This is a genomic window from Leptospira gomenensis, assembly GCF_004770155.1.
Taxonomy (GTDB): Bacteria; Spirochaetota; Leptospiria; order Leptospirales; family Leptospiraceae; genus Leptospira; species Leptospira gomenensis.
Genome location: NZ_RQFA01000061.1, coordinates 195,046 through 208,445 on the forward strand (window position 1 = coordinate 195,046; position 13,400 = coordinate 208,445).

Sequence of the window (13,400 nt, forward strand, 5' to 3'; positions counted from 1 at the left end):
CGGTCCTCGAAAACTCGGAATCGAATACCAATACCGGTTTCAAACCGATTCGGACCGATCCGTTTCGGAAGGTTGTGCATTTACTTCTTTTTCCTCGTGTGCAAAACCTCCTTCGACTTTTTCCGGCTCGAACGGAACGAACGGTTCCGAGTTTTCGCGGATTCGAAAACTCAAGAAATTTTTTCCGAACTTTCTCGTTTCGTAGTTTTCCCAACCCGGATGAACCGGGGATTGTACGAACACGGCCGTCGTAGCTTCCTTGGAAAGAAGGTCTTCCGAAAGGACGCGGAATTTTTCGTTTTTCTTTTCCCAAAAGGAATACGGAGGATCCAGAAAATACACGCGTGATTTTTCCGGAACGTCGAGTTTATCATAAAAACGGAATACGTCTTTTCGGAATACGTCGTGGGTGCCGCCGATCTTATCGAACAACTTCCGAAGCGTGTCCGATCGTTCCCAGGCGAGTTCGTACAACACCACTCTGGCAAAACCTCGACTGACCGCTTCCAAAGCGATCTGCCCCGAACCCGCGAAAAAATCCACGAAGACCGATTCCTCCGGAATCAACCTCCCCTTTAACACGAGAGAACCGATCACGTCAAAGAGGGATTTTTTTACGATGGCCGGAGTAAAGTTGGTATTCCCCGCAACGGCCGGAGGAGTTTCGATGGATTTCCCCTTGAGTTTGCCCGTCTGAACTTTGAGAGATTTCAAGTCTGCGCCTCCGTTTTTTTTTCGATGCTCAATTCCAGGATACGGATTTTTTTATTCAGACGTTCCGAGGATTTGGATTCCCTCAGTTTGGACAGAACCCGTTTTGCCTCGTCGAATTCTTCCGCTTCGTATAAAATACACGCATACGCGTAAAGACCTTCCGCATAACGGACCGAAGACGCTCCGAATTCCAGAAAAATTTTTCCCCATCGAATTCCCGCCTCGGAGTCCTCCAATACCAGACAACGTTCCAAAAACAAAAACACCGAATTGTAGAAGATTCCAGGATGGGAACGTTTCCGTTCGTAAATGCTGCGAAGCGTTTTGTCGATCTGCTCGGGATCTTTTTCCGCAGCCGTATACAAAAGAAGAATCCTGTAATCCACTTCCTCCCGGCTGAGCGCCGGCCGCGAAACCCTTACCAAGGTATCATAGTTTCCCTTTTTGTAAAAATCGTAAACGTCGCTGAAATCGGTGGCTCGAAGAATTTTTTGCGGAAAAATAAGAATGAATATGAGTGCAAACCCGGCGACACGTTGTACCGTTTTCCCGAAAGAAGACGGATAACGCCGGATTGGAATCAAAGTTCGATCACTGCCGAGGAACCGCACATCGGACAAATCGCCCCTTCGGGACCGTAGTCCTCCGCTTCGTACGCGTCCTCTTCCCATCTGTGATCGCAGTCTTCGCATGCAAACGTTACAACGTCTTCCTCCGAAACGTCATCATCGTCCGTTTCTACTTCAAATTCCTCGTCAAAATCGTAATCGTATGGCATAAGATCCAACGGAATCAGAGGTTGCCTCGGTGTCAAGTTTTAGGACCTCGAACGACTCCAAAAAATACGTGAACCCTGGAGAGAGGGATAAAAAATTGGGACTTGTTATGCTGTATCAATCCGGTCTCAAAAGTTATAAGAAAAAAACCAGTTATAAACCGTACGTCTTCGCGGCGCTTCTTTTAGTAGCCGTAGCGACGGGCTTTTTTTTCCGGCAGGATATCAAAAATCTTTTCGCCGGCGACAGAAAGATCCTGCTCGAAAAGGAACGTAAGTCGATTCAGCAACAGATCGCCGCGGGCACTCTGGAGGAAGGTTCCGTAAAGGGTTTTCAGAGCGCCGCCAAGGATTACGCGACGGCCAATCCCACGGACGAATTCGGGTATTTTTATATCGCATTAGGAAATTATTATTCGTTTTTGCTCAACGGATTCTCCTTCGACTCGGGCACGTTAGGCAAACTCGCCTATTCGGGGTTCAACGATTTTATCCGGGAAGACGGCTCGTATCTTCCCATTCTTGACGAAATGTACAGAAACGCGCTTCGAGCCCGGGCCTTGGAACCGTCCCTTTCCGAAAACCAGGACAATACGTTTTTGATCGCTTTCGGAGAAACGGTAAAACAACACCTTTCGAGAAAATCCCTGACCAACTTACTCAATTCGATTTCATACGACAAACTCGCTCCGGAATTCAAAACCGGATATACTTGGGTTTCGCTTTTGGGAGGCGCGCTTTCCGGTGACACTGAATTTTTAAAAAGAAATCTCGCAAGCCCCGAATCCGGCGGAACGATTCTGATCACCGAACGGGAAGCCCATTTTTTGACGGCGCTTTCCGAATTCCGCGCCAACCAATACGTCTCGTCGCTGGTTTTTTTAAGGAAAGCCAGAAACGAAAACGAGGACTTTATCACGACGAGCGCCTGGATCCTGGAGGCGAAAATTTTCAGACTACAGAACCTTCATCCCAAGGCTCTTTCGATATTGGAGGATCTATATCCGAAAACCGAGGATAGAAAAGAGGAGATCCTACGTTTGGCGAGGGAAATCGTCGCGGAAAAACCGAACCTAAAAACGAAACTCAACCTGGAATCGGATTCGAACCGGTGAAAAAAAACCGCGGCGGACGTATCTCAATTTCGCTTATCATTTTATATTGTTATGCGAATTCCATATCCTGCGGTCTAAAACCGGTTCCTCCCCCCGAGGGAAAATTCTGCGATACGTGGCACAAACCGGTGGATTGTGTCGAATTGGATTTCCGCAAAGGAATATGCGATTTGGGATTCGGAAAGATTCCCCTCAAAATGAACAGCGTAGTCAGCTATCAAACGCAAGCATTGGACGGAAAAAAAATCCTAGTAGAAGTATTACACGAACACAGAGTGAAAATAACCTACCCCGATTCCCAACCGCGAATGTTTTTAAAAACCCGGGACAAAGACGAACGCAAACGAAGATGGGAAAAGGCGAAAGAGGAATGGAACGGATTTTTTGAATAAACTACGAACCCTTGCCGATTTATAAAGGATCGGAAAAATCATTTACCGAGACGGAGAGTTCGTTAAATTCAGGTCGATGCCACGCACGGAAAAATCGAATTCTACCGCGAAGTTTCCTCTCGTCTCAGTCATCGAAGACAACGATCATACGGCGTCCAACTTACGGATCCTACTCGAAGGTTCGAGCGATTTCCGTTTTTTAAAAAGGTATTCCGGAGCTCAGGAGGCCGTGGATTCGTTTCCCCGTGAAATTCCGGATATCGCCATTTTAGACATCGGATTACCCGGAAAAAACGGTCTCGAATGCCTCAAAGAGCTGAAGGCACTGGCACCTAACACCAAATATGTGATCTACACCGTATTCGAGGACGAGGAGAAGATCGTCGAAGCGATCCAAGGCGGAGCCTCCGGTTATCTTCTAAAAGACACCTCTCCGGAATTATTCCTCGCGGAGTTGCGAGTCATCGTATTGGGGGGCGCTCCTCTGACTCCCCGAATCGCCGATAAGATCATACGCGAATTCGCCAGACGCGAGGAAAACAAACGTCCACCGATTCAAAACGACCTAGGACTCACCGAACGGGAACTACAAATACTCAACTTCGTCGCACTCGGAATGACTTTTCCGGACATAGCCGAAGAATTGGATATTTCCAGCCATACCGTAAGCAGACATATCGAAAAAATCTACAAAAAGATGCAAGTCCATTCCCGTTCGGAAGCCATCATTCGCGGAAGAAGAATGGGGATCATCCGGGACGTTCCCGGATATCCGTGACGTGTATGTTCCCGGGCCGTCTTTCAATAGTTTATTTTTTTATAATATTCATTTTCTATTGTTTTCCATCCGTGCCCGCCGAAAAAACCGCCCGAGCCGAACGCGGAATCATCGACCTCAGAAAAACGGATCTCAACAAAACGACCGCGGCTCTCGACGGAGAATGGGAATTCCACTGGAAAGAACTAGCGCGAGGAACTTCGGCGATTTCAGGTCCGGTTTCGTATCGGAACGTTCCGGGAATCTGGAGGGACTACGATCCCGCCTATCCGCTCCGAGGATACGCGACGTATCGTCTGCGCGTGTTATGCGATCGCAACCGCCCCAATCTCAAGATCGCGATTCCTCGTCTCCCGGGAGTTTATCAGGTTTATTTCGACGATCATAAGGTCTATTCCAACGGTTTTACGGGAGTGGACGCGTCTGAAACCGTGTTCATCGCTCATCCTCTCGTAAAAAACGAGATCGTCCCTTCCGAAAATTTTCTGATCACGGTTGTAGTCTCCAATTTCAAGGGAAATCATCTCAAGGGCGGAATCCGGAATTCGTTCCTGATCGGCGACGGGCAAAACCTCGATCTAAAGGAAAAACGGGACGAATGGGCGGAGATCATACTCGTAAGCGTTATCTTCTCCTTCGGAATCTATCATATCGTGTTTTTCTTTTCGTATCGGAAGGACATAGCTCCCCTCTACTTCGCCGTTTTCTGTTTTTTGGTTTCCTTATATTCCTTTATCACTTCGGGAATCCAATACATGGCCTTCCCCGGTTTATCCCTCGATCTCAGGATCCGAATCGAATTCTTTTGCGAGGTCGCGTTTTTCCCTTCGGTTTATCTGATGCTTACGAAGATGTTTCCCGTTCAGTTCAGAAAAAAATGGATGTATTATTCCGTCGGGAGCGCAGTCGTATTTTTTTCCGGCATCGTTTTGTTAAACGAAGTCGATGTGGTGCGTTTGTATTCGGTCTACATGCACTTTCCTCCGTTATACGCGATCGTTTTGATCCGCGGTACTACGGACGCCTTCCGGGCAAAAGAACCCCAGGCCAAAACCATACTGATCACAGGCGTCGTTTTGGCGTTAACGATGATGAACGACGTGGTCTACGGTCTTTACGAGGTTTATTTCCTATTTCCATACAGTTTTCCTCTGGGGCTTGTGGCTTTCGTCGCCTTGAACTCGTACATAGTATCCTCGCGGTTTACGGACGATCTGGAAAAGGCCAAGGAATTCGCGCAGTTGCAGTTGAAATACAACGAACAACTCGAACTGAGCGCGGCGGAAAGAAACAGGATCGCTTCGGACATACACGATTCCATCGGCTCGGAATTGACCGCGATACTCTTCGAATTGGAATCGAAGGACAAATCCGATCCGACGCTACGCAAACTGAAGTCGGAAGTGAACCATCTCGTTTCGAACGTGAGGGATATCGTGTTTCTCATGCGACATTCGGGAAACAATCGGGAACTCGTCGAAGACGTTATGCGCCGTTACGAGGACCGACTGCGGGGAACGGGGACGTTCGAAATAGATTCGGATATCAGGGACGTATCGAACCTACTTCGTCTCGATCAATGCCTGCACGTGCAAAAGATCTTTTTGGAGGTGATGACCAATATTCTCCGTCACGCCGAGGCTAAAAAAATTAGAATCGTATGGACGATCGACGAACCGCAAACTTTAAAACTGAAGGTCATCGACGACGGGAAACCGTTTTCCGCGGATTCCTCCGAAAAACGGGGGATCGGACTCGACAACATCGCAATGAGGGCCGAAAAACTCTCAGCAATTTACGGATTCAGACGGATCGGAACGGAGAACGTTTTCGAAATAAAAATTCCAATTCAATAATATTCAAAAAACCTAATCATAACTTTGATTACTCCTGGCTTCGGCGACGACCGGTCCGGAAAGAATCGCAACCTCCACGGAACCTACGGAACGTTCGAAACGGTTCAATTGATCCAATCGAAGGAATAAATACCGCAACAAAAAAAGGATCAGACGGGAATTAGCGCTTCCGGTTACGGATAACGTTCCGTATTTCCAGGATTTCCTTAGGTCGGCGGATTCGATATCGTGCGGATAAAAAAAACGTTTCGCCCGGATACAAAAGGATTCGAGCAAAGCCCGAATCGCGGCTTCGTTTTTCACCGCGGAAATCCTCACTTCGATTTCGAACCATTTGTAATACTCGAACTCGTCGTGACGATAGAGGACGTCGTAACCGAAAATCGGAAATCCGATCCTCTTTAGACGCCGGTGAAAATTCAGATAACGGAACCATTCCGCAAGAACCATGGCCGGGAACAGATAAAAGAAAAACTGCACTACCGGTTCGTGGAAGAATTCAGGAACGACGCAGGTCACGTAGAATGTCGGAATTCCCAAAACCGACAATAATCCTACGACCGTATAATTGAAAATCCAATAATCCGCGAGGAAAAATCGGCAATACGAACGGAAACTCAAAAAAGGTTTGGATCCGAAAAAGGATCCGGAAAACGATTCTATGATTTCCTGGAATTTACGATTTCGCTCCTCGCGTTTTCGCTCCCGAGCCCGGAGATCCCGATCCTGTTTTTCCAGTTTTCGTTTTTCGTGGACGGCTTTTTCTACTGGATCCATAAATAAAATTGAATATTCTAAAAATAGAAAGCGATACTACGCGAATTAGATCGTACGCGATTCAACGGGAACGCATCATCGGGAAGATAAAATTGATTCCGAAAATCAAACCCTGTGCCTTGACTTCGTCGGGAACCTTTCCGAAGTTCTGTCCCCGAATGGAATCCAAACAGGCCTGACTGACCACGTCCTGTCCTTGACTGGTAACCAACCTCGTATCCAAAACTTGACCGCCTTCGCTCAACATAAAAAGAACCTTAACCTGTCCCGGAAGAATCCCTTCCCGAACGACCGTACCCGCCATATCCCGGTAGGCGTAATTTCCTCCGCCGGGAGGAGCGAAACTTCCTTCGATCTGTTTGAGCATCCGTTTGAAGTATTCGTATCCGGCCAATTTTTTGCGGGGAATCGACAAGGCCTGATTTCCGTCCCAACGAAACAGGAAGTCCTGTTCGAAACGGTAGTTAAACGGAATTTTAGTCGTCTTTCCGTACGTAGGAGTACTCTGTTTGGATTCTTCGGAAGTGGAGGTTTGCACCGGATCGATTTTGTAGATTCCCACTTCGAACGATTTTTCGTCGTTCTTTTCTAGGGACTGTTGTTTTTGTCGTTCTTCCGAACGCCTTCGCGCCACGCTTCCCATCACGAATTCCCGAAACGGACTGGAAGAATGAAATCCTTCCTTTTTCGTGATTCCCCCCGCGCCGGCAGCGTCCACGTTGGAAAGGGCCTTGTATTCGTCCTTGATGTTCTTGTCCACGAAGTCCTGTTCGAGAAGCACTTCGTAGATTTTTTCCTTTTCCTCGTTGCTTTCCATTTTTACCAAGGGTTCGCTTCCGAGAATTTTCCAGAGCATATTGCGCGTAAGGAGATGGGCCGTAAAAAAGGAAGCGATCGCCAAAACCAAAAAGGAGGCGTAGATCAGTCGTTTGTCGTCTTCGGGAATTCCGGAATATTCAGAATAGAGTTTGGTCTTGTCCATGGTTTCCGGGAAATTCGCTCATCCGTTTTAGTTGAAGATACGCCTTTTCGGTCGCGACCCGTCCCGCGGGAGTTCGGTTGATCAATCCGATCCGAACCATAAAGGACTCGTACGTGTCTTCGATGGTTTTTTCCTCTTCGCCCACGACGACCGCGATGGCCTTGAGACCGACGGGGCCTCCCTTATAACGATCGATCATACAACCGAGAATCTGTCTATCCATACCATCCAGTCCCAAGTCGTCAATCCCCATCTTGTCGAAGGCTTTGAGACAAAGATCCTTTTTGACGGACCGATTCCCTTCCACTTCGCTGAAGTCGCGGATTCTTTTTAAGAGATGATTGGCGATGCGAGGAGTTTTGCGGGATCGTTTTCCGATTTCGAAGGCGGCATCCTCCTCGATCGAAACTCCCAAGATTTTGGAGGAACGAAGTACGATCGTCTTCATCTCTTCGTCCGAATAATAATCCAGCCGAAGTTGGATTCCGAAACGGCTTTTCAGAGGTTCGCTGATCAGACCGCTTCTGGTCGTAGCTCCGATCAAGGTGAACGGTTTGATCGGAATCTGCACCGTCTGCGCGGTCACACCTTCTCCTATGACGAGATCGATCATATAATTCTCCATCGCTGGATAAAGAATTTCCTCGATCTTTTTCGGCAGAGTGTGGATCTCGTCGATGAATAGGATTTCGTTTTCGCCGAGGGAAGTAAGAAGGCGGGCCAAGTCCGCGCCCTTGGTGATGACCGGTGCGGAAGTGACCGTGAGTCGAGCGCCTAACTCGTTCGATACGATGCCCGCGAGAGTGGTTTTTCCGAGTCCGGGAGGACCGGAGATGAGGACGTGATCCAGCGCGGCTCTACGATTTTTGGCCGCGCGCACGTAAACGCCTAGATTTTCTAAAACTTCTTTTTGACCGATGAACTCGGAAAGAAGAGAAGGACGTAAACCCGACTCTTCCTCGAATTCCTCCTCAGGATTTAAGGTATGTGATTTGGCCAATCAGTTCGGTCTTTCCTTGAGCTGAATCGAAATCCGAGACGTCGTCCCTTGACGAACGATGGTCAACGTTACCCGATCCCCCACCTTGCTCTTTTTTACCGTGGAAACCACTTCCTCCGGAGAATTGATTTTCGTTCCCGAAATTTCGGTGATGATGTCCATCAGTTGGATGCCGGCGCGGTCCGCAGGAGAATCGTTTTGAATCTGTACGACCACCGCGCCGCCTTGTAGGTTGAGTTTTTTTGCATCCTCTTCGTGAAGATAATCCACTCCCACTCCGAGCCAAGGTTGTGCGGGACGTTTGACCTTACCGGTGGACTTCAATTCTTCCATGATCGCTTTGGCTTCGTTGATCGGAATCGCGAATCCGATTCCCACCGAACCTCCGCTTTGTGAGGCGATCATTCGATTGATCCCGATGACCCTACCGTTGATGTCCAACAAAGGACCTCCGGAATTTCCCTGATTGATCGAAGCGTCCGTTTGCAGATAATGAACTCCGCTGTTGTCGATGCCCGTCCGACCGACGGCGCTCACGATTCCCGCGGTCAAGGATTGTTCGTAACCGAGAGGAGCTCCGATGGCGATCGCCCAATCCCCGACTTTCACCGCCGACGAATCCCCCAACTCGATCGGAACCAATTCCGAATCCGGTTTGATTTTCAAAAGAGCGAGGTCGATGACCGGATCGGCTCCGATCAATTCCGCGGTATGAGTTTTACCGGTCTTTAAACGGACGGTGAGTTTATCCATGGAACGTACGACGTGTTCGTTGGTGAGAATGTATCCTTGCGTATTGAGAATGATTCCGGAACCGAGGCCGGTTTGTTTTTGTTTCATGACCCGACCGCCGCCTTGCCCTCTTCCGAAAAATTGATCGAAAAAAGGATCTCCGAACGGATGAACGGGAACGTTCTGCGTTCTTTCGGTGGCGATGGAAACGACGCTCGGGGAAGCGGTTTGATACACTTCTTCGAACGCCTGTTGAATGGTGATCGCGTGCCGGACCGCGGGACTCGGCTCTTTGTCTCCCTTTGCGTTCAAGAACAGAGGACTGTTTTGGTTCGAACCGCAGAACATGACGGGAGATAAAAACGCCCCCAGAAGAAGTGAAATGCTGACGATCGCGAAGTACTTCAGTTTTTCCGAGTTTTTCATTGAATGTTTTCCTTCTGAAATGAATTTCCGATAGGTACCGAAAAGAATCGACCCGCTTCCGGCACTGTCAAGTGCGATTTGAAAACGGATAGAATCGGCGTCCTATCGGATTAACAATTGGATTGCGACGGGAACGGAGAAGGTCGCTCCGTCGTTTGTTGATTAGACCTTAAAGTTGGAAAAATGGTTTCCGATTTTCCGTCCAACCGGCGCGAAGTGGAAACGATGGACACGCAGTTTGTTATGAAGTGCGAAGTATGACCTCGAAGCGAAACCTGTCCGTTGTGCGACCTCGATGCGTCGAAAATGAAACAACACTACGAGTAAAAACGTTCGCGGCCTTTTGCCGTTTCGTCGCCGCGGATTCGAATCCCTCCGAACCGAAGTGGAATTGGAAAGGAATTATTTTTTAAACTGCGAACGTTTTTGTTCCGCCTGATTCTTTTTTATAGTCTCACGCGCGTCCACGTATTTGCGGATCGCCCTTTCTCCGATTTGGAGAGAATACGTATCGAGACGTTCCACGGGAACGATGTCTTCGTCGGGTTCCACTTTTAAAATCGCTAAATCGATTCTTTTGTCCAAACCGATCACCAAAGCCTCGTACGATTTTCCGGATTTGAGTTGGATCCCAATCTGATCGTAGGACCGGATCGTATGCGCGTTGGTGAGAACGTAACCTTGTTGATTGAGAACGATTCCCGTACCTAACGTGACGGTCACGCTTTGTCGAGGATGACCTCCTTTCGAGTGAAGTCCCTTGATCTTGGAATGTTTTTCTCCGAAGATCAGAACCGAACTGGCCGAGGAGTTCGGATACACTTCCTCGAAGATATGATGGATCCGAGTCTCATCTTTCCGACGCGAAACGTCGTTGGGGTGCGGGGGATCGACCTCCTTCGATTCTTGCTCGTTTCGTAGGGAGGCATCCGAGGGTGCGGAATGAATGCACGAAGTTTCCGCCACACTCAATAACGAAATCAGTAGAACCGCGATCCCGTTCCGTGGGGAAAAGTAAAAGTGTCGTTTCATAAAAAAATCTGATTGGATTCCTTCTTAGAAATCGAATCCATGTAGATATGAGGAACGGTTTTCGAAAAATTCGTTCTGTCAAGATCGAATTGGAAACGACACGATGAGTTCTGCGAAACCATTGTTCGTCGTTTTCGAAGGAATCGACGGAAGCGGAAAATCGACTTTATGCAAGTCCACGACGTTAGCCCTCGGGGAACGCGGAATTCCCGCAACGTCCTTTACCGAACCCACTCACTGGGAAACCGGACAATTTCTCCGGAAATTCTTACGCGGAGAAATCGAGTTAGACAGAGAGGAACAAATCGAAGCCTTTCTCGCGGACCGGGAGGAATCGTTGCGAAAAAACGTGCTCCCCTCCTTACGATCCGGTAAGAACGTTCTGTTGGATCGTTATCTGTATTCCACGGCCGCGTATCAAAGCGGATCCGACTTTTCTCCGGAAGATATCGTTCGAAAAAATTTGGAAAGAAATTTTCCTTTGCCGGACGTTCTCTTTTTTTTGGATCTAAAACCCGCTTTGGCGCTGGAGCGTCTTTCGGTCAGAAAAGAAACAGCGGAACGTTTTGAAACCTTACAACAACTGGAACGGATTTACGATTCGTATCGGAGGATTCTTCCCCCGGATACGATTTGGATCGACGCTGAGAAAAAACCGGAGGTTCTGGTAGAGGAATGTTTGGAAATTTTGATTCGCAAAACTTGAATTCGGTTCTTCGTCGTACGATATTTTTTTGAGGTTCGGGGACTCCGAGCGAAGTTCTCGAAGCCCGGTATTACAAGTTCGCGTCGATTTGAAACGAAATTTCCGGGAAGTTGAAAAGAATATTCAATTTCTTGCATCCATTTGCGCTTTTTTTAGTGGCTTTCGATCTGGAACTCTTTGAGGACGGCTTCATGACGGTCCGCTTGGCGTTCTAAGGATTCCGCCATTCTTTCGAGTTTTTCTTTGCGCGCTCTGGCTTGGAGAAATTTTTCTCCTCGGGAGAGTTTCGCCAATTCACGCAATTCTATGGCGCGGCTTCGTTTCGCAATCGCGGTCGCTTTGAGATAATTGGCGATCGCGAGTTTTTGACCGGGGGTCACCGCACTTTCGACCAGCGCTTTTTCGAGCAGTCGTTCTTCTTCCTCTTGGCTCACCGACACGATCGGGGAAAAAATTCCGAGTAAGAGAAGGAGCGGGAAAATTAAAATTACCTTCTTCCAAACGGTTTGAATGTTTTGATTCGAATTGTAAACCTGCATCTCTACCTCTTTTTCTTTGTCTTTATTTTGTCGTAGCACTGGAAACGATTTTATACCTGATTCCTTTTTCAAGGACTTTCCGGAATCGGAATCTATTTGGGTTTTGTGGTATTGAGGAGGGAACGGGGAAAGAACCGGGGAGATCGAATCGAGAAAGGGAAAGGCGAGAGGAAGAACCGAGAATGTTGGGAAATGGGATCCCGGGAACCGCGTTCCGACCGGATTCGTTCGGATTTGCATTTGACAGGCGGGGGCTCTCCAAAAGACTCACAGTAAACGTACCTATAGCTCAATGGATAGAGTACAGGCCTCCGGAGCCTGTGGTCCGGGTTCGAGTCCCGGTAGGTACAGTCAGTGGTTTGCCTTCTTTTTTTGTCGAGCGATGTAGGCTGACTGATCGCTTTTTCCCTCACCTCATTTTTTCTCAAAAAGTAACCGCTTTTACTTCTCGTTGGAATTGGAATCCGTTTGCAGGGGATTGTAGTCTCTCGTAGTGCAGTTATCAAGCGAGTTGGCAGGTTGCAGGTTGGTCCGTACGTAAGTTGCTTGCTGACTGGTTGGTTGGATGGGTGGCTCGTTCGTTCGTTCGTTCGTTCGTTCGTTCGTTCGTTCGTTTGTTCGTTTGTTCGTTTGTTCGTTTGTTCGTTTGTTCGTTTGTTCGTTTGTTTGCTTGCTTGCTTGCTGCTTGTGTCGGGGAGTGTTTGCACGTGGTAGACGGGCCCGCTTGGTGATTCGTCTTGTTTGTGAGTGTGAGTGGGGCGGGGGCTCGTGTGGGTGTAGGTCTAAGTTTGTAGGTGAGTTTGTTGGTCCCTCCTTCCGTTTTGTTTGTTCGTTCGCTCATCCTTCCGTTTGTCCATCTGCTTGTTTGTTTTTCCTCGTATGTGAGAATGTCGATGCAGGTCCTCCCACCGGCTTTCGCGGAGCGCGCAGAAAGGCTGAAGGCGGAGCAGTGGAACAATGGGAGAGTGGAGCGGTCCCCGAGGCTGTAGTCAATCACTCCGTTTTTTGAATTGAGAACGGCATGTTGCGTTCGTTGTGCGTGGGTCGGCGCGGACTTGCAGAGAAGCTGTGTGAGAAGCGTTTGAGATGTGTATACGTGTATATGCGCTGCATTGCGCGGCGCATACGATGGGCCGGTGTGTGATCTGGGTTGCGGTGCGTTTTGCGCGCGAGGTGCTCTTGAGTCCACCTGGGCAAGCTGGGCCGGGTCTTGATCGGAAGCCGGTTTTAGTTTGTCTGCTCGTTCGAATCCGATTCATCCGGCTCTTTGTGCCATTCTCGGTATTCAAAGGCGTAAAAGGAGGACTCGGGGAAACATTCTAGTCGCCTTGTGGCTCTGTTGAAGGTGAGATCGAGGTGGAGGATATAGCTGTAGTGCTTGTGAAATGTGGGAACTCCCGCGTTCATCGTGTCTTCGATAGAATCTCCGACCCCGACCTCTTCCAAATACAACAGATAATTAAACAAATAACAACGAGAAACCCCGTGCGCTTGCGCCAAGGCCCCAAGCAACGTCCAACTTCCCGTTCCCAACCGAACATTGATTCGTCTCATTGTTTTCTTTTCCGCAGATCGC

Annotated in this window: 14 protein-coding genes, 1 tRNA gene and 1 pseudogene; 6 read left to right on the plus strand and 10 right to left on the minus strand. The window is 48.5% G+C overall.

The window, feature by feature from the left end; translation table 11 throughout:
- Nucleotides 1–39: 39 nt before the first annotated feature.
- From EHQ17_RS13675 to EHQ17_RS13685, 3 genes are read right to left on the minus strand one after another with little or no spacing between them, the layout of a single operon-like run.
- A complete protein-coding gene (locus EHQ17_RS13675; RefSeq protein ID WP_135592236.1) occupies nt 40–714 on the minus strand; it encodes an RsmD family RNA methyltransferase in 675 nt (224 codons plus the stop codon).
- The gene (locus EHQ17_RS13680; protein ID WP_425460713.1) at nt 711–1,298 is read right to left on the minus strand and encodes a hypothetical protein; all 588 of its coding nucleotides are present in this window, start codon (nt 1,296–1,298) and stop codon (nt 711–713) included. Before EHQ17_RS13680 ends, EHQ17_RS13675 begins: the two co-directional genes overlap by 4 nt.
- Nucleotides 1,295–1,492, minus strand: a complete 198-nt coding sequence (locus tag EHQ17_RS13685; protein WP_135592238.1) for a hypothetical protein — start codon at nt 1,490–1,492, stop codon at nt 1,295–1,297. Before EHQ17_RS13685 ends, EHQ17_RS13680 begins: the two co-directional genes overlap by 4 nt.
- Nucleotides 1,493–1,599: 107 nt before the next feature.
- On the opposite strand from EHQ17_RS13685, the gene EHQ17_RS13690 reads away from it, so the two are divergent.
- From EHQ17_RS13690 to EHQ17_RS13705, 4 genes and pseudogenes are all read left to right on the plus strand, one after another.
- Nucleotides 1,600–2,604, plus strand: a complete 1,005-nt coding sequence (locus EHQ17_RS13690) for a hypothetical protein (protein WP_135592291.1) — start codon at nt 1,600–1,602, stop codon at nt 2,602–2,604.
- A 65-nt stretch (nt 2,605–2,669) separates the two neighbouring features.
- A pseudogene (locus EHQ17_RS13695) lies at nt 2,670–2,996 on the plus strand (LIC12806 family lipoprotein); the annotation flags it as partial.
- A gap of 76 nt (nt 2,997–3,072) precedes the next feature.
- On the plus strand, nt 3,073–3,774 hold the full coding sequence (locus tag EHQ17_RS13700) for a response regulator (RefSeq protein WP_135592242.1): 702 nt from the start codon (nt 3,073–3,075) through the stop codon (nt 3,772–3,774).
- Between the two features lie 5 nt (nt 3,775–3,779).
- Nucleotides 3,780–5,630, plus strand: coding sequence for a sensor histidine kinase (locus EHQ17_RS13705; RefSeq protein ID WP_135592244.1), 1,851 nt, complete (start codon nt 3,780–3,782; stop codon nt 5,628–5,630).
- A gap of 12 nt (nt 5,631–5,642) precedes the next feature.
- Here EHQ17_RS13705 and EHQ17_RS13710 read toward each other — a convergent pair whose 3' ends face one another.
- The 5 genes from EHQ17_RS13710 to EHQ17_RS13730 form a co-directional block, all read right to left on the minus strand.
- On the minus strand, nt 5,643–6,407 hold the full coding sequence (locus EHQ17_RS13710; RefSeq protein WP_135592246.1) for a hypothetical protein: 765 nt from the start codon (nt 6,405–6,407) through the stop codon (nt 5,643–5,645).
- A gap of 61 nt (nt 6,408–6,468) precedes the next feature.
- Nucleotides 6,469–7,389: an energy transducer TonB gene (locus EHQ17_RS13715; RefSeq protein WP_135592248.1), complete on the minus strand. Its 921-nt coding sequence runs from the start codon at nt 7,387–7,389 to the stop codon at nt 6,469–6,471.
- The gene (ruvB, locus tag EHQ17_RS13720) at nt 7,364–8,389 is read right to left on the minus strand and encodes a Holliday junction branch migration DNA helicase RuvB (protein WP_135592250.1); all 1,026 of its coding nucleotides are present in this window, start codon (nt 8,387–8,389) and stop codon (nt 7,364–7,366) included. Before ruvB ends, EHQ17_RS13715 begins: the two co-directional genes overlap by 26 nt.
- Nucleotides 8,390–9,547: a S1C family serine protease gene (locus EHQ17_RS13725; protein WP_135592252.1), complete on the minus strand. Its 1,158-nt coding sequence runs from the start codon at nt 9,545–9,547 to the stop codon at nt 8,390–8,392.
- 402 nt (nt 9,548–9,949) lie between these two features.
- Entirely contained in the window at nt 9,950–10,579 is a 630-nt protein-coding gene (locus EHQ17_RS13730) for a trypsin-like peptidase domain-containing protein (RefSeq protein WP_135592254.1), read from the minus strand.
- A 103-nt stretch (nt 10,580–10,682) separates the two neighbouring features.
- On the opposite strand from EHQ17_RS13730, the gene tmk reads away from it, so the two are divergent.
- The gene (gene tmk, locus EHQ17_RS13735; RefSeq protein ID WP_135592256.1) at nt 10,683–11,285 is read left to right on the plus strand and encodes a dTMP kinase; all 603 of its coding nucleotides are present in this window, start codon (nt 10,683–10,685) and stop codon (nt 11,283–11,285) included.
- Nucleotides 11,286–11,437: 152 nt separating this feature from the next.
- Here the strand turns inward: tmk and EHQ17_RS13740 are convergent, their stop codons facing one another.
- Nucleotides 11,438–11,896 carry an LIC10421/LIC12816 family protein gene (locus EHQ17_RS13740; RefSeq protein ID WP_425460714.1) on the minus strand — a complete coding sequence of 153 codons (459 nt, stop codon included), beginning with the start codon at nt 11,894–11,896 and terminating at the stop codon, nt 11,438–11,440.
- 206 nt (nt 11,897–12,102) lie between these two features.
- Here EHQ17_RS13740 and EHQ17_RS13745 point away from each other — a divergent pair.
- Nucleotides 12,103–12,174: transfer RNA gene (locus tag EHQ17_RS13745), tRNA-Arg, on the plus strand.
- Nucleotides 12,175–13,051: 877 nt separating this feature from the next.
- On the opposite strand, the gene EHQ17_RS13750 is transcribed toward EHQ17_RS13745, so the two are convergent.
- On the minus strand, nt 13,052–13,400 hold a 349-nt coding region (locus EHQ17_RS13750), incomplete at its 5' end, for a DUF1564 family protein (protein WP_135592260.1).